The organism is Prevotella sp. E13-17, assembly GCF_022024035.1.
Lineage (GTDB): Bacteria > Bacteroidota > Bacteroidia > Bacteroidales > Bacteroidaceae > Prevotella.
Map to the genome: position 1 here is coordinate 663,805 of NZ_CP091787.1, position 27,000 is coordinate 690,804.

General features: G+C 54.2%; 15 protein-coding genes. 13 read left to right on the plus strand and 2 right to left on the minus strand.

The genetic code is table 11. The annotated features are described in order from the left end of the window. Nucleotides 1–169 precede the first annotated feature (169 nt). The 4 genes from L6472_RS02380 (at nt 170) to L6472_RS02395 (ending at nt 7,214) form a co-directional block, all read left to right on the plus strand. On the plus strand, nt 170–2,629 hold the full coding sequence (locus tag L6472_RS02380) for a bifunctional UDP-N-acetylmuramoyl-tripeptide:D-alanyl-D-alanine ligase/alanine racemase (RefSeq protein ID WP_237806829.1): 2,460 nt from the start codon (nt 170–172) through the stop codon (nt 2,627–2,629). A gap of 754 nt (nt 2,630–3,383) precedes the next feature. Then, nucleotides 3,384–4,748, plus strand: coding sequence for a PTS galactitol transporter subunit IIC (locus tag L6472_RS02385; RefSeq protein WP_237806830.1), 1,365 nt, complete (start codon nt 3,384–3,386; stop codon nt 4,746–4,748). Nucleotides 4,749–4,775: 27 nt separating this feature from the next. Beyond that, nucleotides 4,776–5,750: a 5-dehydro-4-deoxy-D-glucuronate isomerase gene (kduI, locus tag L6472_RS02390; protein ID WP_237806831.1), complete on the plus strand. Its 975-nt coding sequence runs from the start codon at nt 4,776–4,778 to the stop codon at nt 5,748–5,750. A 6-nt stretch (nt 5,751–5,756) separates the two neighbouring features. After that, nucleotides 5,757–7,214 carry an MFS transporter gene (locus tag L6472_RS02395; protein WP_237806833.1) on the plus strand — a complete coding sequence of 486 codons (1,458 nt, stop codon included), beginning with the start codon at nt 5,757–5,759 and terminating at the stop codon, nt 7,212–7,214. A gap of 107 nt (nt 7,215–7,321) precedes the next feature. Here L6472_RS02395 and L6472_RS02400 read toward each other — a convergent pair whose 3' ends face one another. Then, nucleotides 7,322–9,694: a glycoside hydrolase family 2 TIM barrel-domain containing protein gene (locus L6472_RS02400; protein ID WP_237806835.1), complete on the minus strand. Its 2,373-nt coding sequence runs from the start codon at nt 9,692–9,694 to the stop codon at nt 7,322–7,324. Between the two features lie 4 nt (nt 9,695–9,698). Continuing rightward, nucleotides 9,699–10,448, minus strand: a complete 750-nt coding sequence (locus L6472_RS02405; RefSeq protein WP_237806837.1) for a nitroreductase family protein — start codon at nt 10,446–10,448, stop codon at nt 9,699–9,701. Nucleotides 10,449–10,731: 283 nt separating this feature from the next. Here L6472_RS02405 and L6472_RS02410 point away from each other — a divergent pair, with 283 nt between their 5' ends. The 9 genes from L6472_RS02410 (at nt 10,732) to L6472_RS02450 (ending at nt 26,953) form a co-directional block, all read left to right on the plus strand. Then, nucleotides 10,732–12,852, plus strand: coding sequence for a hypothetical protein (locus L6472_RS02410; protein ID WP_237806839.1), 2,121 nt, complete (start codon nt 10,732–10,734; stop codon nt 12,850–12,852). 558 nt (nt 12,853–13,410) lie between these two features. Next, complete coding sequence (locus L6472_RS02415; protein ID WP_237806841.1) at nt 13,411–13,677, plus strand: response regulator; 267 nt, start codon at nt 13,411–13,413, stop codon at nt 13,675–13,677. Further along, complete coding sequence (locus L6472_RS02420) at nt 13,670–13,942, plus strand: type II toxin-antitoxin system YafQ family toxin (protein ID WP_237806843.1); 273 nt, start codon at nt 13,670–13,672, stop codon at nt 13,940–13,942. The genes L6472_RS02415 and L6472_RS02420 overlap by 8 nt, the downstream gene beginning before the upstream one ends. 607 nt (nt 13,943–14,549) lie before the next feature. Beyond that, a complete protein-coding gene (locus L6472_RS02425; RefSeq protein WP_237806845.1) occupies nt 14,550–16,907 on the plus strand; it encodes a hypothetical protein in 2,358 nt (785 codons plus the stop codon). Between the two features lie 141 nt (nt 16,908–17,048). After that, nucleotides 17,049–18,842, plus strand: a complete 1,794-nt coding sequence (locus tag L6472_RS02430) for a ubiquitin-like protein (RefSeq protein WP_237806847.1) — start codon at nt 17,049–17,051, stop codon at nt 18,840–18,842. Between the two features lie 114 nt (nt 18,843–18,956). After that, nucleotides 18,957–20,360, plus strand: a complete 1,404-nt coding sequence (locus L6472_RS02435; RefSeq protein ID WP_237806849.1) for a hypothetical protein — start codon at nt 18,957–18,959, stop codon at nt 20,358–20,360. A 53-nt stretch (nt 20,361–20,413) separates the two neighbouring features. Continuing rightward, nucleotides 20,414–22,078, plus strand: coding sequence for a hypothetical protein (locus tag L6472_RS02440; protein ID WP_237806851.1), 1,665 nt, complete (start codon nt 20,414–20,416; stop codon nt 22,076–22,078). A 150-nt stretch (nt 22,079–22,228) separates the two neighbouring features. Further along, the gene (locus tag L6472_RS02445; protein ID WP_237806853.1) at nt 22,229–25,774 is read left to right on the plus strand and encodes a hypothetical protein; all 3,546 of its coding nucleotides are present in this window, start codon (nt 22,229–22,231) and stop codon (nt 25,772–25,774) included. A gap of 39 nt (nt 25,775–25,813) precedes the next feature. Beyond that, nucleotides 25,814–26,953 carry an OmpA family protein gene (locus L6472_RS02450; RefSeq protein WP_237806855.1) on the plus strand — a complete coding sequence of 380 codons (1,140 nt, stop codon included), beginning with the start codon at nt 25,814–25,816 and terminating at the stop codon, nt 26,951–26,953. Nucleotides 26,954–27,000: the final 47 nt, after the last annotated feature.

A 27,000-nucleotide genomic window follows, 5' to 3' on the forward strand; every position in this document is an offset into this window, starting at 1 on the left:
GATGATTTAATTTTGCTGCAAAGGTACAAAAAATCAAGTGAACGCCCAAAAAATACAGCTATAATCCATCGATTTATAATTATAATAACATCAATAATGGCTATTATTTTTTGCGATTATATGAAAACTTAGTATCTTTGCAGGCAAAATAGGACGTAAATAGAATACGATGACTTACACAATTGAAAAGGTAGCGACGCTCATAGGTGCACGTCGTTACGGAGAGAGTGACACCACCATTGGGTGGCTTTTGACAGACAGCCGTTCACTTTGTTTTCCTGAACAGACTCTATTCTTTGCCTTGCGCACCAAGCGCAATGACGGACATAAGTATATTGATGAGCTTTACCGCCGCGGTGTTCGGTCGTTTGTGGTCGAGCAGGTGCCGACCGATCGTGAAGCAAACTATCCCGACGCCAACTTCCTGAAAGTACCTTCACCATTGGCTGCTTTGCAGCGATTGGCAGAGCGTCATCGCGACGAGTTCGATATTCCTGTGGTGGGCATCACTGGCTCTAACGGTAAGACGTGGGTCAAGGAGTGGCTCTATCAATTGCTGATGCCCTCCATGAAGGTGACGCGCTCTCCGCGCAGTTTCAATTCGCAGATTGGTGTGCCGTTGTCTGTCTGGTTGCTCAACGAACAGACCAAAGTGGCTTTGTTTGAGGCTGGTATCAGCGAACCTGGCGAGATGCTGTCGCTCCACGACATCATTCAGCCAACCATTGGCGTGCTCACCTCTCTGGGCTCGGCTCATCAGGAGAACTTCCGCTCAATGGACGAGAAATGTATGGAGAAGTTGCAGCTCTTCCGCAATACGCAGGCGGTGGTCTATCCCTCTGACGATGACACCGTGAGCCGTTGCGTGCGCCGTTCGCAGTATCAGGGTGAGCGCATCGGATGGTCGCGCTACAGCGAAAAGGCACCGATGTATGTCAAGGTCGATGACCGTCATGTCTCTTATATATATAAAGGTGTGGAGGGCGCTTTCGATATTCCTTTTGCCGATGAGGCCAGCATAGAGAACTCTATTACCTGTGCCACAGTGGCACTCTACTTGGGACTCACACCCGAGGAAATTGCCGAGCGTATGGCACTGCTGGAACCCATTGCCATGCGATTGGAGGTGAAGGAAGGACAGCGTGGACTCACGCTGATCAACGACTCTTACAACAGCGACATCAACTCACTGGATATCGCACTCGACTTCATGAACCGTCGTCCTGAACAGAAAGAGAAAGCGAAAACGCTGATCTTGAGTGATATCTATCAGAGTGGTGAGTCGCCTGCTGAGCTCTATGGCGAGGTGTCCGACCTGCTCGTGAAGCGAGGTGTTGACCGCTTTGTCGGCATCGGGCCCGAGATTTCGGCTCAGGCCAACCGCATCGCCGTCGAGAAGAAAAGGTTCTTTACGACCGTTGAAGAGTTTCTGAACAGTCAGCTGTTCCATACACTCCACGACCAGATTCTCCTGTTGAAGGGCGCTCGCTCGTTTGGTTTTGAACATATCAGCGAACTCCTTGAGCAGAAGGTTCACGAGACCATCCTTGAAGTCGATCTCAATGCTGTGGTCGATAATCTGAACCACTATCGCTCGTTCATGAAGCCTGGCACCAAGATGGTGTGCATGATCAAGGCCGACGCCTATGGCGCTGGCGCCGTGGAGATTGCAAAGACGCTGCAAGACCACCGGGTGGACTACTTGGCTGTGGCTGTTGCCGATGAGGGTGTGACACTGCGCAAGGCGGGCATCACCCAGAATATTATCGTCATGAACCCGGAGATGTCGTCCTTTAAGACGCTCTTCGACTATGATCTTGAGCCTGAGGTCTATTCTTTCCGTCTGATGGAGGCTCTTGTCAATGCCGCCGGCAAACAGGGCATCACAGGATGGCCTGTCCATATCAAGCTCGACACGGGTATGCACCGTTTGGGCTTCGACCCCGAACACGACATGGAGCGCCTCATAGACTTTCTGAAACATCAGCAGGCCATCATCCCGCGTTCGGTGTTCTCGCATTTCGTGGGCTCCGATAGCGACGACTTCGACGCTTTCTCCGCCCGTCAGTTCCAGTTGTTTGATAAGGCCAGCCGCCAGTTGCAGGACGCCTTCCAGCATAAGATACTGCGCCACATGGACAACTCTGCCGGCATCGAGCACTTCCCCGAGCGACAGATGGATATGTGTCGTCTGGGCATTGGCCTCTACGGCGTTGACCCTCGCACCAACAAAATGCTCACCACCGTTTCTACACTGAAGACCACCATTTTGCAGATGCGCCGTGTGAAGGCTGGCGATAGTGTGGGCTACAGTCGTAAGACTATTCTCGAGCGCGACAGTATGATTGCTGCAATCCCGATTGGTTATGCCGACGGTTTGAACCGTCATTTAGGCAATCGCCACGGTTACTGTCTGGTCAATGGTCAGAAAGCGCCCTATGTCGGTAATATCTGTATGGATGTAGCAATGATTGATGTCACAGGCATCGACTGTCATGAAGGTGATAGTGTCGAGATTTTTGGCAAGAACCTGCCAGTCACGGTGCTGAGCGACACCATCGATACCATTCCCTACGAGGTGCTGACTGGCGTTTCCAACCGTGTGAAGCGCATTTATTTCCAGGATTAAGAAAGACCCCACCCCAACCCCTCCCCTACATGGGAGGGGAGTGGCTACGGAGTCCTTGGATATTCAACCATATAGTACGTTTTGGATATGTTTTATAAATTGCATATATCATCCGCTGAGCTCCCCTCCCATGTAGGGGAGGGGCAGGGGTGGGGTCTGTATCTCCATTGGCAGTTAGAACATCACTGACCCCACCCCCCGACCCCTCCCCTACATGGGAGGGGAGGGGCTGCGCAAGGTTCAATAAACACAAATGAAAACACAAAAGGTCTCAGAAAGTTGCGTTATAGTGCTACTTTCGTCTTGTTATAGTTTCGCTTTTGCGTTGTAAGAGCTTTACTTTTGATGTCTGTCCAGCCCCTAGATGTGACGCATCCAGCCCCTGGAACGGATCGTTTTAGCCCCTGGATGCGGTTGTTCTAAGGGCTGGATGTAGAGCATCCAGGGGCTAGACCAGAAATGATAGCTTCGGTTTTAGACTTCAGAAACGCCTCTTTTAGACTTTAAAATTCGCGCTTTTAGACTTCAAAACGACCCTCTTCAGACGCTGGAAATGCCAATTCAAGACTCTGGGAACATCGCGAAACCTACGCAATTGCAACTGAGCCCACTAAATCCGTGTTCTCTTTGTTCCATATAAAATTGCAAAAAAATTTCTTGTTTGCAATTATTTTTGTATCTTTGCACAGGCTAAGTGAATAACTTGGTCAAACAAACTACGCTAAAACAAATAATTTTTTTTTATAAAGATAAGATGGAACAAGTTTTCAGTTACATTATCAATTTGGGAGCCTCGGTCATGATGCCGATACTCTTTACTGTCATTGGCCTTTGCATCGGCATGAAGTTTGGAAAGGCCATCAAGAGCGGTCTCTTTGTAGGCGTGGGATTTATTGGCTTGAATGTTGTCACGAAATTGCTCACCGACAACTTCACTTCTCCGCTTGAAGGAATCTCCGAACTCTATGACCTGGCACTCAGCGTGTTTGATATGGGCTGGCCTGCAGCAGCTGCTGTGGCCTATAACACAGCCGTAGGCGCACTGATCATACCTATCTTGTTGGGTGTCAACTTCCTGTTGCTCTTCACCAAGTGCACACGCACGGTGAATATTGACTTGTGGAACTACTGGCATTTTGCCTTTATTGGCGCCGTGGCCTACTTCGTGATGGACAAGTCGTTGGCATGGGGCTATTTCGCAGCCATTGTGTGCTATGTGGTCACGCTGGTCATGGCCGACCTCACCGCCGATAAGTTCCAGCAGCACTACGACCTGCCAGGCATCTCTATCCCTCAACCTTTTTGCCAGAGTTTCACGCCGTTTGCCGTGCTCATCAACAAGGCACTCGACATGATTCCCGGGTTCTCGAAGCTTGATGTCGATGCCGAGGGACTGAAGAAAAAGTTCGGCGTGTTGGGCGAACCACTGGTGTTGGGTGTCATCGTAGGTGCTCTGATAGGCATTGCAGCCCAGCTCGACGTCAAGAAAGTGTTGGTTCTTGGTGTCACGATGGGCGCCGTCATGGAGCTCATTCCCCGCATCACCTCGCTCTTCATCGATGGCTTGAAGCCTATTGCCGAGAAGACTCAGGAGGTGGTGAAGCAGAAGTTCAGTGGCAAGAAAGTGTATATCGGCATGTCGCCAGCTTTGGTCATCGGTCATCCCACGACGCTGGTGTGCTCAGTCATCCTGATTCCTGTCATCCTGGTCATTGCTGTTGCGCTGCCGGGCAATCAGTTCCTGCCCCTGGCATCGCTGGCAGGCATGTTCTATATCTTCCCCCTCGTTCTCCCATATACCAAGGGCAATGTGGTGAAGACGCTCATCATCGGTCTTGTGGCTCTGATGATTGGCCTTTACTTCGTGACCGACATGGCACCAGCTTTCACGCAGGCAGCCCACGAAGTGTATGAGGCTACGAAGAACGATGCCGCCAAGATTCCCGCGGGCTTCGAGGCCGGCGCACTCGACTTTGCCTCGTCGCTCTTCGGATGGGTCATCTATAAGTGTGTCAGTTCGTTGGAGTATGTGGGCATGGGCTTGCTGAGTGGCGTTGCCGTGGTGATGCTCTTCATCAATCGCCGTCGCATCGTGGCCGACGAGAAAGTCAATCAATAGTCATCTGATAACTAAAACAATAGAAGCATGAAAAAAGTAATCATGAGTTTTGCCCTGCTGATGGGGGCATGGGGTGCCAATGCCCAACAGACCGTGAACTTCCAGACGGCCTGCCATCCTGAGGATGTGAAGCACTACGATACGAAGACGCTCCGTGAGCGCTTCGTGATGGAGAAGGTGATGGAAGCCGACAAGATCAATCTGACCTATTCGCATTACGACCGCTTCATCTTTGGTGGCGCCATGCCTGTTGCCAAGACGTTGAAGCTGGAGAACTTCCAGGAGCTGGGTCTCGATGTGGATCCCACCATCAAGGACAAGTATTTCCTTTATAACCGTGAACTCGGCGTGGTGAACTGCGGCGAGGGCGATGGCGTGGTGATTGTCGATGGCAAGGAGTATGCTCTGGCTCCCAAAGAGGCACTCTACATCGGTCGTGGACATATTGCTAAGGGCAAAGATGTCAATAAGGAGGTGCTCTTCCGTTCGAAGGATGCCCAGAAACCAGCTAAGTTCTACCTGAACTCGGCCACTGCCCATCAGCACTACAAGACGCAGTGGATCACGCTCGACGGGCGTAAGGGCTCATTGAAGGCTGCCGTCTGGGGACCTGTAGGCTCGCTGGAGGAGTGCAACAACCGCACCGTGTATAAGCTCATCGTGAACGACGTGCTGGAAGAGGGCCCCTGCCAGTTGCAGCTGGGACTGACACAGCTGAACCCTGGCGCTGCCTGGAACACCATGCCGCCCCATACGCATGGTCGTCGCATTGAGGCCTACTACTATTTCAACCTGCCTCAAGACCAGACCATCGCTCACGTGATGGGTCAGCCCGAGGAGAGTCGTGTGGTGTGGTTGCACAACGAGCAGGCCATCATGTCGCCCGAGTGGAGCATCCATGCTGCTGCCGGCACCTACTACTATACCTTTATCTGGGGTATGGCCGGCGAGAACCTCTATTATAATGATAAAGACAACATACCTGTAATCGATATTCGCTAATTCACAATGACACCTATTCAAACTTCAAAAATGACGAATTTCCGTTGGGTGATCTGTGGTATGCTGTTCATGGCCACCACGATCAACTATATGGACCGTCAGGTGTTGTCGCTGCTCAACACCAACTATATCTCGACAGAGTTTCATTGGGACAACGATGACTATGGCACTATCACTGCCATCTTCTCGCTCTTCTATGCCTTTATCTCACTTTTCGCAGGTCGTTTCATCGACTGGATGGGCACCAAGAAAGGCTATATCTGGGCCATCGTGGTGTGGAGCATCGGTGCCTGTCTGCATGCTGGTTGCGGCATCGCCACCTGTTGGTTGAACGATATTGACAGCATTGAGACGCTGCGCACCATGGAGAAAGCCTCGCAGATAGGACTCTTCGGACTGACATCCAGCGTGTGGCTGTTCATTGGCTGCCGCATGATTCTCGCCATGGGTGAGTCGGGCAACTTCCCCGCTGCCATCAAGGTCACAGCTGAGTATTTCCCCAAGAAAGACCGTGCTTTGGCCACCTCCATCTTCAATGCTGGTGCCTCTATCGGTGCCCTCATTGCTCCGCTCACCATTCCGGCTCTGGCCGATGCTTTTGGTTGGGAGATGGCCTTTATCATCATTGGTGCCATTGGCTTTTTGTGGGCAGGACTCTGGGTGTTTGTCTATACCTCGCCAGCCAAGAGTCGTTTTGTCAACAAGTCAGAGCTGATTTATATTGAGTCAGACAACAATGTCGAAGCCATCGAAAAAGAGGCGCCCAGCGAGGCGGAAGACGCCGTTAAACTGTCGCTTTGGGACTGCTTTAAGTATCGTCAGACGTGGGCATTCATCGTGGGTAAGCTGTTTACCGATGGTGTGTGGTGGTTCTTCCTCTTCTGGGCACCCGACTATTTCAACCAGTTGGGCTATCCTGTCACCACGATGACTGGCAAGATGTTGCTCTTCGTGCTCTACCTCATCGTCACCGTTGTCAGCATCTATGGCGGCTATCTGCCCAAGCTGTTTGTCGAGAAGCGCGGCATGAATCCCTACATCGGACGTATGCGTGCCATGCTGATTTTTGCCTTCTTCCCCATCTTTGCCATGTTTGCTCAGCCCCTGTCGGGCATTTCGCCCTGGATTCCGGCTGTCATCATCGGTCTGGCTGGTGCAGGTCATCAGGCATGGTCGGCCAATCTCTATTCCACCATTGGCGACATGTTCCCCAAGTCGGCCGTGGCAACCATCACCGGCATCGGCACCATGTTTGGCGGATTGTGCAGCTTTGCCATCAACAAGATTTCTGGTGTGCTCTTCGACTATGCCGAGGCTCAGGGCGAAGCCTTCACCTTCTTTGGCGAGACGGGCAAGCCTGCCGGCTACATGATCGTGTTCTGCTACTGTGCAGTGGCCTACCTCATCGGTTGGGTCATCATGAAAGCCTTGGTGCCCAAGTACAAGCCTGTGGTCGTAGAATAAATAAAAAGACCCCCTCCTAACCTCCCCCTGTGAGGGGGAGGAATAGGTTGAAAAACAATTGAGAGGTCTGAGTTTCTTTATATCTCGAAGGACATCATAAAAAACAATTACTGAATCTTTATTTCAGCAGACTGCAGGAAAGGTGCGGTGGCCGTGATGACGGCCTCTGCACCTTTTGCTTTGTGGAAGTAGCCCACCAGTCGGCCGTTGAGCACGCGCAGACGGTTTTTCTGTGTGCGAGCATTCACCGTGGGATCCATCATGTTGCCGTTTTCCAGTCCCAGCAGCTGGGCACCGCGCATGCGGATGGTCACCTCGTTGTCGGCCTGACGCACCACGTTGCCCTGCTCATCGACCACTTCGACGAAGAGATGAGCCACGGAGTCGGTGCTGAGGCGCAGCGCATGTGGTGCCTTGGTCTCAGGAATCTCATAGTAAGCCCCGTTCGAAGCCACGCAGCGCAGTGTGCCTCCTCGGTAGTCAATGTCCCAATAGGGCATGTCGGTCTGCTCGTCGCGCTGCATCTGACTGTCCACGGGCTTGCCGTCAATCAGCAACTGGGCAGTAGAAGCATTGGTGAAGCACGTCACACGCTGTTGGCCATGTGTGCGGTTGTCTCGGTGCAAGGGGTACATCTGGATGAAGCAAACGGGCTTGTCGCTCCACAGAGCAGCGCGATACCATCCGCTAGGCTTGCGCTGACCGGCCAGGTCGAGCAGGCCTGCCGACGAGCCACGTGCGGGCCAAGGACCGCTCTCGCCCAGATAGTCGATGCCTGTCCATAGGAACTGACCGAAGATGTGCTCCTTGTCGCGCACCGCACGCCATGCCTCCATGTCGTGACGGTTCTCCGAACCATAGATCACGCGCTGTGGATAGCGCTCGTGGTCTATGTCATAACGGCTCTCGGTGTAGTTGTAGCCCACCACGTCGATAGCACCAGGATAGGCTGTCTCGTTCGACATGACCACACCAGCCAGGGCGCCCGTGGTGGGGCGCGACGTGTCGATAGCTTTCACCACCTTGGCCAGTCGCTCGGCTATCCGACCGATACGCTCGGCATTGGGCTGCTCTGGCTTGTAACCGCCGTATGCTGGCTGGGTGAAGTCGGTGCCGTTGCCGTTGAGCACCGGGTGAGAGTAGGGGTCGTTGGGATAGTCCACCTCGTTGCCTATAGACCACATGAACACCGAGGGGTGACAACGGTCGCGGCGCACCATGTCGGCCACGTCGCGCTCTATCCATTCTTCGAAGTAGGTGTAGGTGCCCTGGAAACCAGGCACACCCTTGTTCCATCCCTTCAGCCACTTGCGTTTAGGGAACTCCCACTCGTCGCTTGCCTCGTCCATCACCAGCATGCCCAGTTCGTCGCACAGGTCGTAGAGCTCGGGAGCGTGCGGGTTGTGACTCATGCGGATGGCATTCACACCGATGGCTTTCAGTTCTTGTATGCGGCGGCGCCACACCTCTTTAGGCACGGCAGTGCCCAGCACGCCTGCATCGTCGTGCAGACAGACGCCCTTCACCTTCATCCACTTGCCGTTCAGGGCAAAGCCTTTGTCGGCAGAAAAGTCGAGGGTGCGCAGTCCTGCCTTGACGGTGGAGGCATCGATCTCCTCGTCATGGGCAGATAGGGTGGTGGTGAGCGTGTATAGATAAGGGTCGTCAAGATTCCAGCGATGAGGGCGATTGATGGTCAGCCTGACCGTTTTCTTCTCTTGTGGCTTGATGGCTGTCGAGCCTGTGGCAACCGTGTTCCCGTGGGCGTCAATCAGTTTTACGATGGCCTTCAGCGGTAGTGACGTCTTGTCGGGGCGCTCGTCGGTGGTCTCAATATCGACCTCGACCACGGCCCGCTTGTTGTTGATCGATGTGAGACGATAGGCTGTGCCCCATTGTGCCAGATGCACTTCGGGTGCTTCAATGAGCCACACGTTGCGGTAGATGCCCGAGCCCGTGTACCAGCGTGAGTCGTTCTCTTGGTTGTGGTTCACACGCACGGCGATGACATTGCGGCCGTCGGCCCGCAGATAGGGCGTCAGGTCATACATAAACGAGGCGAACCCCGAGGGGCGGCAGCCCAGCAGGTGTCCATTCACATACACCTCAGAGTAGTTGTAGGCGCCTTCGAAGTAGATGAAACGCTTGCCTTTGGCTCCCTCTGCGGGTAGCACCTTCCTGTACCATCCGATGCCGCCGGGCAGATAACCTTGGCAGGAGCCTTTGTCGGGCGACATGGGCTGCTCTATGCTCCAGTCGTGGGGCAGCGAGAGGCGTCGCCATGAGGCGTCGTCGTAGTCGCCATCCTTCATTTCGGGCTGTTCGTAGATGTGCTGTGTACTGTCAATGTGCAGGAACCGCCAGTTGTCGTTCATCAGGCGGGCTTTGCCAAACGACACCTGTGCAGAGACAAGTGCTGGCGACCAGAGACAGACTGCCAACAGGGTGAGCAGTCTGGTGTAGCGAGTAGTTTGTTGCATGTTGTTATGGTTTGGTTGATAGGAATCCTTGGTGCTTCAGTACCTCGATGAGTCCTGCCGACATAGCCTCGTTGTCTTTCTTCGTGTAGCGGATGTCGGTGAAGATCTGCGCCAGCGTCTCTTTATGGTTAATCTCTACAAAGTGCTGGTTCTCGGGCAAGGCCTCTTTCTCTTGGTAGTAGGCATTGATAGCCGCGGGCGAATAGTCCTGGTAGGTCTCGTTGTGCACAAAACTTTCCAGTGGCAGACGGTCGCTTTGCGCTGGTTCTTCGGCGGGCCAGCCCACCGTCAGCGTGGCTACGGGCATCACCAGCTGGGGCAGCTGCAGCGTGTCAATGATCATCTGCGGCATATAGACGGTGGTGCCGAGGTAGCAGTAGCCCAGCCCTTCCTCGTCCATCAGGTTGCAGAGTGTCTGCGTGTAGAGCAGTGCATCGATGGCTGCATTCTGAAACGACAGGAAGTTGTTGTAGCCAGGCTCAGCCTTCCGGCAACGGGCCCACTGGCTGGTGCGGTTGAAGTCGGCACAGATGGTCAGCACCACGGGGGCTGCTGTCACCATCGGTTGATTGAAATGGGCGGGCGCCAGTTTGGCTTTCATCTCGTCGTTGCGGGTCACCACGACGCTATACAGTTGCAGGTTGCCCATGGTCTGCGTGCGTGCTGCCTCGTTCATCAGGCGGTTGAGCAGTGTCTCGTCCACAGGGCGGTCGGCATACTTTCTGATGCTTCGGCGTGATAGTAAATTCTTCATGTTTCTGATATTTTTCTTTTTCGTGGCAAAGTTACGAATAAACGAGTGAAGAACAAAACAAAGCCATTTGTTTTTTCTTTCGATTCGGCGCAGCCAAAGTTGCGCAGGGCGATTGTGAACAATTTTTAAAAAAAACGTGGAAAAAATTTGCATTTTTATCTTTTTTTAGTAATTTTGTAACCGAATGACGTAAGTTCTTTGCATTGAGTTGTGTCGAGGAACTAATAACATAGATACCAGAGTTTATTAGAGTGATTTCTATTAACTAATATATATATAAATAATGAAAAAGCTATTATCTATTTTCACCCTGATGCTACTGATGTCAGCATCGGGCGCATGGGCGCAAGACGCCAAGCATTTGATTACGGCCACTTACCGCGAACAGACACGCTCGCTGGAGCAGCCGCTGCCCTACGCCACTACCATCGGCGCACTCTATGAGGCCGTTACGGGTGAACCCTTCAGTGATTTAATCAGCAGTATGTCCTCTGTTGGCATGCCTCTTACCGGAATCACCTCCCGCAACACCAGCGTCGTCAGCATTGGCGAATTAAACGGCGCAAGCACCCCGGTGACGGTTAATGCCGATGGCGAAACCATCATCAATTTAATTTTTGGTAATTATGCTCAAGGCATCTTAGTCAGCGCCATCTCCCCCCTCTACGCTTACGTGAAGGACGGCGTGAAGGATGCCGGCAAGTGGACGGTGAAGGTTGGCGAGGGCGAGGCCCAGTGGCTGCCCATCGGCGGACTGAAGGGCGACGGCTCGGAGACCGTGACGCTGCAGTACAACGGACGAATGAAGGTGAAGGGCGTCAAGGCTACAAGCGACGCGGCACCGGCTGAACCCAGCGTTCCCGACGGGGCCATCAACGGCAAGTTCAGCGTAAGCGATGGCAAGCAGGTTTATTTCTCGAAAGGTAACCTGCGTTACGCATCAGGCGCATGGAGCTTCTTTGACAATCAGTACGACTACTACGCCACTTACAGCGCAGATGCGTGGGACAAGTTTGGCTGGAGCAATTCAACGAATAATTTCGGCATGAGCACTTCTACGGAAAATGCTGTTTATCAAGGCGACTTGGTTGACTGGGGTACTGTTCCTGGTATCGGCACAGGCTGGCGCACGCTGACCAAGGACGAGTGGAACTATCTGTTCATGACACGTGAAAGCGGCAGTAAAGTTAATGGCATGAGCCCCAGCCCTGATAACGCCCGATATACTCATGCTACCATTAACACAGACAATGGAACCGGTGGTATTAGAGGTATGATATTGTTTCCTGACGGTGTGACGGTAAATTATAGCGATGCCACCTCCTGGGGAGGAATCAACCAATATAGTAATTGGAATGGTTCTACCAAATGTACAACAAGTCAGTGGAATGCTCTTGCAGCCAAGGGTTTCGTTTTCCTGCCCACCGGAGGTGTCAGAAATGGAACAACAATTAGCAACTCCAACAATAACGGATACTATTGGTCATCATATACAGCCTCTCCTACCAGTGGATATGCTTACTACACTCGCGTAGTTGCTTCAACTGAGCCTACCACGGCCTACGATTCTCGCAAAATAGGTATCTCCGTGCGCCTGGTTCGCGAGGTGGCTACAAGCGACGCACCGGCGAAGGAACCGGCTACGGTGACGACGGCGCCGACGGGTGCGGCGGGACTCACCACGGCGAGCGCTGTAACGGAGAAGCTGGCGACTGGGGGCGTGGCCGACGGCGGCACGCTGAAGTATGCCATTACCAGCACCACGACGCAGCCTGACGACGCAGCCTTCACATTAACAATATCGCCCACTGTGTCAGACTTGAAGACGGCTTTGAGCATGTCGACCCTCGCAGCTGGCACGTATTATGTGTGGTACAAGGTGTTTGCCGACGCTGATCACGCCGACAGCGAGGCTGCCTACGTGAGCGTGGCCGTGGCTCCGGCTGAGACAACCGTCACCTGGAACAGCAGCAACATTGGTGGTAGTTACCCTAATGGCCTTTATGTCTCGGGCACCGACATGCCATATGAGAAGGAGGGCATCACGCTGAGTGGTAATGCCGACATGATACATGCCGAGTGGTATGATTATGGAGATCCGACGGAGGCTGGCATCTCTTTCAAGGTGTACGGATCCGGCGGCTTTACCTTCACGGCACCGACCGGCAAGAAGTTCACAAAGATCGAGATGACGCTCACTAACGCTGCTGGATGGGACATTGCATATGAAGAAGAAAAACTCGGCACTGGATGGGCATTTAATATTGATTGGGAAACACGTATCCTTACAGTCACGTGGAAGGGCAGTGCCGCCGTCTCGACGGTTGGGCTGCTGACGGGCGCTAATGATTTCAGCGGCGGACTGGTGAATAGCATCGTGTTCACGCTAGTGGATGCAGAGTAATCCCCCTCACCGCTCCCCCCTCCCTTGTAGGGGAGGGGTCGGGGGTGGGGTCAGTAACCCCAAATGAATCCCCCAGCGGCTGAGAAGATACAGACCCCACCCCCAGCCCCTCCCCTACAAGGGAGGGGAGAGGCGCGGGAAACAAATAAAGATACAATCGCACGGGGGGACAGGCACCCTGTGACCTAACGCCCCTCACGCGTGTATATATATAATAAGGAGCTCTTTGAGGCTTCGCCTCGAAAATCACTACGCTCAAAAGAGCCTGTAAACGAGTTTCTTGAGACCTAGCGGAACAAGCGAGCTGAGCTCGAGTCCACTCTTTACTCGCTAAACGTGATCTTTGACTTACTGAGACAAACGGATATTATTTTCTGGGGAAAGAAATTACAAGGAATTGACCATAAATTATTCATTAATTGATGGCAATTTGCGGAAAATTCGTATCTTTGTACGCGAAAGGCGTGCGAAGCTGCTCACGCTCGGCAAAATGAGCAAGCTCTTTTGCCCTCGCTTAACCGCAGCTTTGTCTGCCAGAAAGTATAAACAACGACGATTATGGCAACACTGGTATTACAAGTTCCCGACGAGAGCCTTGTTAACAAGGTGAAGCAGGCCTGCAAGATGCTTGTGGGCGTGGCTTCGGTAAAGGTGCAGCAACCTGCAAAGCAAAAGGAGTTTGACATCACCAAGACTGCAGGCTACCGCGAGGCGATGGACGACGTGAAGAACGGCCGCGTATATCATGCCGAGAGCGTGGACGATATGTTCAAGCAGATACTTGGCGAGGAGGCATTCAGTAAAATCCGCAGAAGCAATGTATAGCATCGATTACACCAAGCGTTTCAACAAAGACCTGAAGCGCTGTATGAAGCGAGGCCTTGACTTGCAGCTGATTCACGAAGCTATCTCTCTACTCAGAGCCACGGGTACCCTGCCCATGAAGTATCGCCCGCACAAACTGTCGGGCGATAAGAACGGACAGTGGGAGTGCCACATCGAGCCTGACTGGCTGATGACGTGGGAGCAAAATGACATGGAGTTGACGCTCCTGTTCCTGCAAACAGGTACACATTCTGACTTGTTCTGACGCAACAAACTTATTAGGATTAAGTTTAACAAATAAAAGAAAGGACAAGTAATATGGGAATGTATTTAGTTGGACTATTTGTAGGATTGCCATGCCTTATATTCCTCATTTATACCTACACCCCAAAAGGTAAGCGCTGGATGAGAGCTAACGGGCTCCTTTGAACGCGCAGGGAACTAAGTTTCCTGCGACACTCAGAAACTAAAAAATATCCGCCGAGACATCCGAAAGGATGAGCTCGGCGTTTTGTATTCACTCCCCTCGCCCTCAAAGTTCCCCTCGCCTTAAGATCCCCTCGCCTTAAGTTCCCCTCGCCATAAGTTCCCCTCGCCTTCGGAGAGGGGTTAGGGGTGAGGTTCTAGGGGTGAGGTTCGAGCTCGGCGTTTTGTTTTTATCCGTTTTGTCTCAAGTAATGTTGGAGGCCGGGAAAGCTCCCCTCCCATCGTAGGGGAGGGGTCGGGGGTGGGGTCAGTGACCTCAAAATCCCCACCAGCTGCGGCAGAAGGGAAAGATACAGACCCCACCCCCAGCCCCTCCCCTACAAGGGAGGGGAGAGCCGCGGGAAACAAATAAAGATACAACAATAATAAATAAAATTATAAGTAATATGAGACAATTAAAGAACTTTTTGATTAAGCGAGAGCAAAGCCAAGCTTGCTTGAGCTTTGCCAAGCGTGAAAAAAGTCGGCTTTTAGCCAAAACATTACTGACGCTCGCACTGCTAATCACGGCCGCGACGGGCGCATGGGCCGACCAGCTCGCGTCGTCATACTCGTCGAACGCGACGCTCAACGCAGTAACCGTGTCGGCTAGCATGGAAGTCACCATCGCCACCGGCGTGACCGTCACCATCAACAACGGTCTCAACATCACCAGCGGCACACTCACCGTCAAAGGACCCGGCACGCTCGTCGTTAACGGCAAGGCCGGCAGCAACGGCGGCAACGGTGAGACGGGCGGCAACGGCACCCCCGGCAGCGCAGCCATCACTGGCAACATCGTCGTACAGGACGGCGCCACCGTACAGGCTACTGGCGGTAAAGGCGGCAACGGCGGTGCTGGTGACCCGGAAAATGGTGGCCATGGCGCCAATGGTGCCGCAGCCATCAGTGGCAACGTCACCGTACAGGGTGGCGCTACCGTGAAAGCTACTGGCGGCAACGGCGGCAACGGCGGTTATTCCGAAGCGGAGAACGGCGGCAACGGCGGCAACGGCGGCAATGCCTTCGCAGGCACACTGACCTACAAGGGCGGCACCGTGACTGCCAACGGCGGCAACGGCGGCAGCAACGGCGGCAGCGACGGCGGCTGGGGCGGCAGCGGCGGCAGCGCAGGAAAAGCCTTTACCACCTCCGTGAACTTCGTGTCGTCTGATTACATCCTGACGGACGGCAGCAATGCAATCACTGACACTCAAGTCACAAGCAAGAAAAAGGTTGTCATCAGCCCGAAAGTCGCTGTCAACAGCGTGACGCTCGCGCCGACCTCGGCCACGCTGACCTTGGGCGAGACAGAGACGGTGACATTGACTGCCACCGTCGCCCCCAATGACGCTACGGACCCGACCGTGAAGTGGAACGTCACCGCGGGCGCCGAAAAGGTGAAGCTCTATAAGGACGAGAACTGCAGCACCGAGGTTGGCACAGCCGCCACCGACGTGCTCACCGTCTATGCCAAGGGCCTGGCAGTAGGAGAGGCCACCGTCACCGTCACCAGCAACGACGACGCGACGAAGACCGCCGCCTGCACCGTGACAGTCATCCCCTCCGGCCCCGAGGTCGCCTGGAACAAGGCCAAGAAGACCGGCACGTTCACCATGCCCGGCGGCAACGTGACACTGGAGCCCGAGTACTACCCACAGGCCGCGCTCACCGCAGCCCCCACCGCCATCAATGACGTGCCCGCCACCACCGACGGCGCCATCGTCAAAGCCGGCACCGTGGCCAACATCGGCGAGACCGAGACCGCACAGGGCACCGTGATGTACTACGTCAGCCAGACGGCCCTCGACGACGACGCCCTGCTGGCCCTCGCCGCTGACGCGTGGACAGCCGACGTGCCCACCGCCAAGAGCCTCGCCCAGGGCCAGGCCTACATCTACTACTACGTGCGCGGCAACGACAGCGACACCGACGAAGAGAACTTCAGCGACGGCGACATCCTGGCCGCCAACGCCCTCACCGTCACCATCGCCGCCGAGCCCACCTACACCGTCACCTTCGCCGAGGGCACCGATCCCAACGAGTGGACCGCCAGCCCCAACGCCGACGTGAAGAAGGGCGAGACCGTCACCGTCACCTACAGCGGCACCCGCAGGGTCATGGGCGTGAAGGCCGAGAAGAAGGCTTCTGAGTCTCTCATCGTCAACCCCGTAGTGGGACAGATTATCGGCAGCGACGGCAAGAACTACGACGCTAATGCCACACTGCCCGACGGCGTGACCAAAGTGGCCATGATAGCCTATGTGGGCAAAGATGCTGAAACCAGCACCACTTACAATCACGGCCTCGCCTTGGCACTGGAGGATGTAACCAGCACAGATATAAATTGGTGTTCTCAAACAAGCGTTACATGTTTAGGAACTCAATATGTTTATGATGATAATAGTAATACACAGTTCAAAGATTTGGCTGGCATTGCCAATACCGATGCGCTTGTAGGTCATGATTCGCATACTCATGCTGCAGCCAAGGCAGCCAGAGACTACAACAGCGGCACTCATCCCACAGGTACAAGCGCCTGGTTCCTGCCGAGTGCCGGTCAGTGGGATAAGATGGCTACCGCTGCAGGTAGTTATGCAAACCTGAAAACTAACGCGGGCTTGCAGGGGGGCAAATTCTCCGCCTACTGGTCTTCTACGGAGTGCGATACCGAACACGCGTGGTTCTTCTTCCCCGAGTACGGCGCTTGGAACCTCAACAATAAGGGCGGCGGCAACTTAGTTCGTGCCTGCCTCGCGTTCTAACCCCTCTCGCGCGTATATAATATAAAAGGTATAAAAGACTCTCCCCCGACCTTGAAGATTTTGTCCGCTTAAGGACTAAATCGCCTGTGGAGGGAGGGGAGTAGATAGAAAAGAAAGAAAACAATTAAACGAATAAATATTATGATACATAAATTTAGATATATATTGACGCTCGTCGCGCTGCTACTGCTGGTTGCGGTACCGGCAAGCGCCATGCAGATATTCGTCAAGACGCTGACAGGTAAGACCATCACGCTTGACGTGGAAAATACCAACACCATCTTGGAAGTAAAAGGGATGATTGAGACCAAAGAGTCGATACCAACCGACATGCAGCGTCTTATCTTCGCAGGCAAGGAGCTTGAAGACTCGAAGACACTGAACGACTACAACATCCAGAAGGAGTCGACCCTCCATCTTGTTTTTAAGTCCGACTACATCGAAGTCACCCCCGGCTCGTCCGCTAACACATGGACCTTCGCGATGCCCGGCAGCGACGTCGTGTTGACTCCTATCTATGCTCCTACCAAGGTGACCCTTGCTGCCAACGACAAGACAATGGGTACCGTAGAGGTTGCCGGCGAAAGCAAAGTGGAATGGACGGCTGAGACATGGAAGGGCTGGACGTCGGATATCAAGGAATATACCGTAGATGACATCACTATGACCAGCTCCGAGAGTGCACGTATCCAAGAGTACATTTCCGAAGATAAGTATAATAATAGTCTTTTCTTCTTCGTTCGCAAGATGGTAAATGATGATGCCGTTACCTTCAGCACCACAGGCGACCCCTTCAGCCGCATCGAATTCACGATGATTGGTGATTATTCTGAAAGAAACCCTGACATAATACCTAATGACAATTGGACCTTCGAGGGCAAGAGCGCCGTATGGGAAGGCGAAGCCACCAAGAGCCTCACGCTCCAGAGCTGCAGCACCAATGTCAGCAAGATTACATTCTACAAGGGTGCCACTCCCGACGGCGTGACTATCAACGGCGACGACACATTCACCGTGGCCAAGACTGCCACCGTGACGCTGAAGGCTACACCTGCCGAGGGCTACAAGTTCCTGTACTGGGAGGATGACCAGACCAACACCAACCCCGTTCGCGAAGTCACCATCGAGTCTGGCATGGCTGACATGACCTATAAGGCCGTGTTCGCAGAGATTCTTTACAACGTCACCTTCGCCGAGGGCACCGATCCCAACGAGTGGAGCGCCAGCCCCAACACCGACGTGAAGAAGGGCACCGCCGTCACCGTCACCTACACCGGCTCGAAGAAAGTCATCGTCGTGAAGGCGGAGAAGAAGAAGAGACCGGAATTCGTACCAGGCGCGACAATCCAGAATATAGAATCATTTGTCGAAGTCGAAAACAACAGGGATGGCACCATCACCCTCCACATGCCTACGCTGAACCCGTCGACATACAATGTAACCGGCAGTGGTTTTAGCAATGGTGAACACACACTGCATTTCGGCTATGAAAAAGGTAGTGGCACAAATATGTCCCCTATCGGAGCGAATATCATTGAATATAGCTGGGCCGGCCATACGCCTTTCAGCGAACTGGACAAAACCATTGACATTACTTCGGGGGAGCCGAGGGTGGCCATCCTGATTACAGGCCACGTACAATCTGCCACTTGTCCAGCGCCAGGCAAAGAACACTATTGGGGACTGTACCGCTACACCAACCCCGTGAAGGTGACCTACAACCTGGGCGGCGGCAGCGTCAGTGGCTCCACTGCCGACAAGGTGGAATACCTCTTCAGCGGCGATGCCCTTGCCACCACTTTCGCAGCACCCACACGTGAGGGCTACACCTTCGACGGCTGGTACACCTCTGCTGAAGGCGGCACGAAACTTACCGCCAGCAACGCTACCAGTGCCACCACCATCTACGCTCACTGGAACGCGATTGCCGAGTAACCCCCTCTCGCGCGTATATAATATAAAAGGTATAAAAGACTCTCCCCCGACCCCTCCCTGTGGAGGGAGGGGAGTAGATAGAAAAGAAAGAAAACAATTAAACGAATAAATATTATGATACATAAATTTAGATATATATTGACGCTCGTCGCGCTCTTTGCAATGACCGCGGGCGCGTGGGCACAAAGCTACGAAGCCAAAGTCTTTGACGTTCCCGCTTCGTGGGCAGAAGACCAGACTAAATTATCGGCTGCCGACCTGCCGAAAGACTTTGTGCAGATAACCAAAGAAGAGGCAAAGGCGCTGGCCGTTCCAGATGGCTCTGTTATTCTCATCTATGGTTTTGAGGGCGAAAATGTTAAAGTGTTGATATTTAGTAGTGGCACTCTTGCCGATGAGGATGAAGCTCCAGAAGTCAGGGGAATGTTTAGAATGTATCAGACAGATGCTAATATTATAATCTGCTATCCCGCCCCCGGCGGTCCCAAGGTCGCTTGGAACGCTGCAAACAAGACCGGCACCTTCACGATGCCCGGCAGCGACGTGGTGCTGACACCCATCTACGCCAAGACAGCCGCATTCGCCACCACGGGCACCGAGCCCGAAGTGAAGACGCTCCTGCCCGAAGCCGCTGAAGGCGTCATCGCCGGCACCGACGCATCGCTCATCGCCGAGGGCACCGGCATCGTGGCCTTCGCCGGAACGAGCACCGAGGATACGCAGGGCACGCTGATGTACGCCATCGGCACCTCAGCCACCGAGGCCCCAGCACTCACCGCATTCAGCGCCACAGTGCCCACAGCCGAGAACGTCGCTGACGACGGAGGAAATGTCTATGTATGGTACTACATCAAGGGCGTCGACGCCCCCGAGGGTGTAGCCGCCACGCTCGACAACACCTTCGAAAACACCGAGCCCGCCTGCCTCACCGTCACCGTGCTCACCAACAAGTTCGACATCACCTTCAACGCCGCCAACGCCAACACCATCGAGGCAGGCAAGGCTACCGTTACTGTAGGTGGCACAGCCGCCACCGTCACCGAGGGTAAGCTCGAGGGCGTGAAGATGGGCAGCGAGGTGAAGGTCAAAGCCAACACCGGCTACAAGTTCCGCAAGGTGGAGGTGAAGAAGGGCGGAGCGAAGCCCACGCTGGCTGCTACCTTGACCACCGCCGGCATGACCGTGAAGGTGTCATTCCTTTTGGTTGGTAACGCAGAAACCGTGAACTTCACCAGCAACGGCGACGGCACGTACACTAAAACGGGTGGCACAGGAACTACTGCAACTGCCCCTGACTGGATCATACAGTTGGTCGAAAATAGCGGCATGATTGTCTTCAAAGCATATCCAAACGATGAAAATGAGAATAGCAAAACGGCATTCAAATTCAATTTCTTCCCATCGGATAATACTTATTACATGTGGGCAGGAAATGCAGCCCGAGATCTCGAACCCACCTTCACCAGCATCAGTGTGAACGACACGGCCATCGCAGTGACCGAGGCGCAGGACAACTAACCCCTCTCGCGCGTATATAATATAAAAGGTATAACATAAAAAGAATACAATATATGAAAACAATATCAAGATATATAATGACGCTCGCGCTGCTACTGACCGCAGCCACGGGCGCATGGGCACAAGGTGATTATCTTATTAATGTCGACTTCGCCTCTATTTATGATCGTATGGGAACACATTTTCGTTGTATGATTATGAATCAGATGGATCCTGAGGCAGAAATTAAAGGTACGCTCAACCTATCCGTCGATGGTGTGTCAAAGGGCAGTTTCAATGTTAATGATAACATGGTTGATGGTTTTATTGCCCCTGTAGATGCGGGAGATCATACCTGGTCTGCCGTGTTTTCTCCAGATGGAGGCGGTTCCTTTAACGGGAATGGAAATTTTACAATAGACAAATTGTCTACTTCTATCGCTTATTATGGCTCTACTTCAATTAATATGGGTGAGGGTGAAAGTACTGAACTTGAAGTTTATGTGGCTCCTGATGGAACAGAAGGGTTAAGCTATTCATCAAGTGACGCTTCTGTTGCTTCTATATCCAAAAAGGAATATAGTAATGATACATATATTATTCAAGCTAAGGCTACAGGCACTGCAACAATTACATTTTCATTCGCAGGCAATAAAAATTATGAAGCTGCCAAAGAAGATAAAACAATCACTGTCACCGTCTTACCAGCCCCCGTCGAGGTAACCACCAACAAGGCTGAGAACGATACCGTCTTCACTGAGGCATCGTTCACCATGCCCGCCTTCGACGCAACGGCCGAGTACGAGCTGGTGCGCGACATGAGCGTGCAGATGACCGCCAAGATGGGCGACGGCACCGACGGCCTGCGCTACCGCGTGAAGAAGGCAGAGCAGGGCGAAGGCTATGAGCCCGCCGACATGAACATGTTGCAGGTGCTGGCACTCGTAGAAGTGTACGACGGCATCGAGCAGAAAGACCTCACACTGGATCAGGACTACTTCTGCCGCATCTATAAGCTCGACGAGCAGACACTGCAGCCCGAAGGCGACGGCGTCAAGCTCTACGACTTCGACTTCGCCCCCGGCCTCTACGCCCTCAAGGCCTTCGCCTATGACGACAGCGACTACGCCGGCGAGACCGCCTTCTCCAACACCTTCAAGCTCTTCCAGGGCTACGAGGTAGAGGTGGCCGCCAAGGAGTTCATCACCTACTATAGGGACGAGCCCCTCTACGTGGAGGACGAGGATGCCGTGCTCTACACCATCAGCAGCGTAAACGGCGACCAGGCCGTGCTGAGCGACAGGAGCGACGCCATGCCAAGCAACACTCCAATGCTGGTTTATAACAAGAGCAATGAGACGAAGGTCATCCTCCTCATCCCATGCGCCGAGCCCGACATGGCCATCACCGTAGCACCTGAGTTCCAGGGCACCCTGACCGGCACCACCATCGCCGCCAGCACCGAGAACGTGACCAACTACGCCTTCAACGGCAAGGCTTTCGTCTTCGTGAAGAACGACCTCGCCATCGGCGCCAACAAGGCTTGGCTGAGCGTCAACACTGGCGTGCCCAGCGCACGAATCACGCTCGTCTTCGACGAGACCACAGGAATAAACCTCACCCCAACCCTCTCCGAAGGCGAGGGAGCATGGTACGATCTGAACGGACGTAAGCTCGACAAGATGCCGACGAAGAAGGGCGTTTACCTCTTCAAAGGAAAGAAGGTCGTGATTAAGTAAAAAGACCCACCCCCAACCCCTCCCTGTGGAGGGAGGGGAGTAGTAAGAAAAGAATAATGCGTGATTGATAGTAAATAAAATACGTACAGAGTGACTTCCCCCTCCCTCAACAGGGAGGGACGGGGAGGGTCCTAAAATTTATATATGAATATGAAACAAAAGATATTTTCATTGCTCGTGCTGCTGGTGACGGCAGTAACGGGCGCGTGGGCGCAGACCACCTACACCGTGGCCGGCAACAACGCAGCCATGTTTGGCTCGGTTTGGGATCCTACTTACACCGCCAATGACATGACGAAGAACGGTGATGGCACCTACAGCATCACCTACACCAACGTCTATCTCGATGATAATGTGCTATACAAGGTCGTGAAGGATCACAGCTGGGATGAGGCATATCCTAATGTTGACCGCGTTATCAATATCGCTAAGGCTGGCACCTACACCTTGACCATACACTTCAACCCAAATACCCATGAAGTATATGAGACGATGCCTGGCGTCGCTCCGACCTACGACCTCAAGGTGGGCACGAACGCTCAGGGCACCGTGAAGTTCTACGTGGGCGAGAACGAGGTGACAAAGGCTGAGGAAGGCGCCACCGTAACGGTAGCGATCGAGCCCAACACGGGCTGGAGCGTAGGCGGACTGCAGGGACTGTGGTACGCCGCTGGCAGCGCCGTGAAGGCACCCAAGCGCATACAGGCTGGCGTGGATTTGCTGAAGGACTTCGAGCTGGAGCCCGTAGAGGGCAACCCCAATGCCTTCACGTTCACCATGAAGCGCGCCAACGCCGAGATCTCGGTGAGCTACCGCAAGCTGCTCACCCACACCGACATCAGCTTCGAGGACATCGCAGCCGTGACCTACACCGGTCAGGCACTGACACCCGACGTCACAGTGAAGGACGGTCAGACCGTTCTTACCAAGGACACCGACTACAGCGTGAGCTACGAGAGCAATGAGAACGCCGGCACGGGTAAGGCTACCATTGTGGGTATCGGCCTCTATAGCGGACAGGTGGAGAAGACATTCACCATCAACAAGGCCGACATCACGCCTACGGCTCCCACTGCCATGACACAGCTGACCTACAACGGCGAGGCGCAGACGCTGGTTGCTGCCGGTAGCATTACCGGCCCAGGCAATATGGAGGCATGCGAGATGCAGTACTCGCTGGACGGACAGACCTATGCCAAGGAGCTGCCTACAGCAGTCAACGCAGGAAGCTACACCGTATTCTACAAGGTGGTGGGCGATGCCAACCACAACGGTGTGGACGCACAGTTTATCAACGTGGCCATCTACAAGGCTGCCCTGACCAACGTGCTGCTGGAGGCATCGACCCTGACCTACAACCAGCAGGAGCAGTCGCCCATCATCACCAGCGTGAAGGCCGGCACACTGGACGTTCCAGCCGAGGCCTACACCATCAGCGGCAACAAGGCCACCAACGTGGGCAACTACCTGATTGAGATTCTGCCGAAGGACGACGCACAGAACTTCGACGGCACGGCCAAGGCCCAGTGGAGCATCGTGGCTGCCAACGCCAACCTGTTCAACATCGAGCTGAGCAACTCATCGCTGGTATATAACGGCACTGAACTGAAGCCTACCGCTACCGTGAAGGACGGTGAGACCACACTGGTGGAGAACACCGACTACACTCTGGCCTACACGAACAACGTGAACGTGGGCACCGCTACCGTGACCGCAACGGGTATTGGTAACTACAGCGGCACGAAGACGGCTACCTTCACCATTACACAGGCCGACATGGTGATTACAGCGCCTACCGTGAAGGAGGGACTCGTCTATACAACCCAGCCGCAGGCACTGGCCAACGCCGGCACCGTGGAGGGCGGCGAGCTGATGTACTCGCTCGACAACACGCAGTGGACCACCACCGTTCCCACTGGTACGGAGGCTAAGGAATATACCGTATATTATAAGATTGTGAACGACGCCAACCATAAGGCCGTGGAGCCGCAGCAGTTCAAGGTGACCATAGAACAGGCCACACTGACCGCCGCTCAGCTCACCGAGACGAACTTCGTCTATAACCAGCAGGAGCAGACCGTTCTGGTATCTTACGTGAACGCCGGCACCATCGTAGTGCCTGCCACCAGCTACGACGTAGAGGGCAACAAGGCCACGAACGTGGGCAACTACGAGGCTAAGATGACCGGTAAGGGTAACTTCAAGGGCGAGGTGAAGGTGCAGTGGAGCATCGTAGCCGCCAACGCCAACCTGTTCAACATTAGCCTGGGCACGACCGAGTACACCTACGACGGCACTGCCAAGACGCCAACCGTTACTGTGAAGGACGGTTCAGCCGTCCTTGTCGAGGGCACCGACTACACCGTTGCCTACACCGCCAACACCGCTGCCGGCACGGCTACCGTAACGGCTACGGGTAAGGGCAACTACACCGGCACGCAGACGGCTACCTTCGTTATCAAGCCCGCCAAGCTGACCAGCGTAACACTGGCTCAGACAGAGTTCCAGTACAACCTGTTTACACCGGTGGCTCAGACCGCAGCCATCAGCGAAGTGAAGGCCGGCAACCTGACTGTTCCCGCCGCACAGTATGAGGTGAAGGGCAACACACAGACCGAGCCGGGCGAATACATCGTGACCGTAACGGGTAAGACTAACTTCACCGACAACGTAACGGCTAAGTTCGTGATCCTCGACCAGGTGGTTGACGGCGACGCCGAGAAGACTGAGACGGAAGAGAAGGTTGACGACATCGACATGACGGTGACCGTAGTAGATCGCAACAAGAAGGAACTGCAGATCGACGAGATTACCGAGGGTGCACCTTCGGGCGACAACCTCACCGTAACGATTCCTTCGACCGTCAATGGCTGGAACGTGGTGAGCGTAGGCGCTAACGCCATGGGCGGCATGACCAATGTGACCGACATCATCATGCCTGACACTGAGAAGGCTATCCAGGTTGAGAAGGGCGCATTCCCCTCACTGGCTGTCATCCACACCACACTGGCTCTGCTCGACGACTATGCACTGATGGCTAGTCTGAAGGACAACTACGAGGCAACGAAGGTGCTGTGCACCGTGACTCCGGTGAACAAATTCTGGACACTGGGTACTGGCTGCGACGTGATTATCCCCGAGGGCATTGACGCTTATGTCGTGAAGACGAAGAACACCGCCGAGGTGGCTACCGAGATTATACCTGAGGAGATGCTGAAGAGAGGCAACGAGCGCATCATCAAGGCTAACAATGGTGTGCTGCTGCTCGGCGAGGCTGGCAAGAGCTACGACCTCTGGGCCTACAGCGGACGCATTGCCAGCGGTATGCCTGTGGCTACAAGCGACAACAAGGACTACGGCAGCGACAACTGCCTGGAGCCCGTCGTGGAGAACAAACACTACGAGAGCGGCCACTACTTCGTGCTGCAGAACAACGAGTTCCACAGCATCCTGGCAGAGGGTGACGAGGTGAAGGTACCTGCCGGCAAGGCTGTGCTCCACCTGGGTAACGACCAGGCAGGCGCTAACGCCCGTGTGCTGAAGATTGATGATGGCACAACGGGAATCAGCCTCACCCCCAACCCCTCTCCTGAAGGCGAGGGGAGCGTCTACGACATCCAGGGCCGCAAGCTGCAAGCTGCACCGACCACGAAGGGACTGTATATTGTCAACGGCAAAAAGGTCGTGGTTAAGTAGATAAGAATTTAGAGTTAAGAATTTAGAGTTAAGAAAGATATGAGTAAGAAAATATCAATTCTTGTACTGTTCTGTCTGGCGCTGACAGGTGTACAGGCGCAGACAAGAGACTCGGTGGCCTTCCAGCCCCACTGGTTCGTCCAGCCCCAGGTGGGCGTGGGCTACCATGTGGGCGAGGCTAAGTTCTCGAAGTTGCTGTCGCCTGCTGCCCAACTGAGCGTGGGCCGTCAGTTCTCACCTGTGTTCGGACTGCGCCTTGGCGCTGCCGGCTGGCAGGCCCGCAACTGGCAGACACACCCCGTGGCAGAGTATAAGTGGAACTTCGTGCAGGCCAACCTTGATGCAACGCTGTCGCTGACCAACCTCATCTGGGGCTGGGATGCCGACCGTAAGTGGAACGTCTATGGACTGGCTGGCGTGGGCTTGAACGTCGGCTTCAACAACGACGACGCCAATGCCCTGCAAGCCATCAACGAGAGCACGGGCATTCCTGCACTGACTAACGGCGGTTTCCAGAAGCTGTGGGACGGCACAAAGCTGTTCCCTGCCGGACGCATCGGTGCCGGCATCGAATATGACCTCTCTGAGCGCGTGGCTCTCGGATTGGAATACAACGCCAACGTGCTGCCCGACAAGTGGAACTCGAAGAAGGGCAAGAGCGACAATCTGGATTGGCAGCAGAACCTGCTGGTGGGCGTGAAGATAGCCCTGGGCAAGACGCGCAAACACATACTCATCGAGGAGCCTGTAGTGCCCGAGCCAGTCGTCGAGGAGAAACCCGAACCTGTGGTGGAGAAGAAACCCGAACCCGTGGTGGTGGAGAAGAAACCGGAGCCCGTGGTGATCCCCGAGATTCCCGAGATTCCCGAAGTGAAGGTGTACTTCGCTGCCAGCTCATCGCGCCTGTCTCCTGCTGAGGCAGAGAAGCTGCAGCCCGTAGTAGATTATCTGAAGCAGTATGCCGAGAAGCAGGTCACCATTTGTGGCTATGCCTCTACCGACGGCCAGAAGGCCTACAACCAGCGTTTGTCTGACCGACGTGCAAAGGCGGTTGCCCGCTGGCTCGTGGACCAGGGCATCGTTGCCGAGCGTATCACGGCCGAGGGTAAGGGCGAGATGGACTTAGGCAGTCGCAAGGAGAGTCGCGCAGCAGCTGTGATAAGCGTGAAGAGTGAATAATCTGCTGCCGCTATTAATATAAATATAATAATCTAAAAATAATAAAT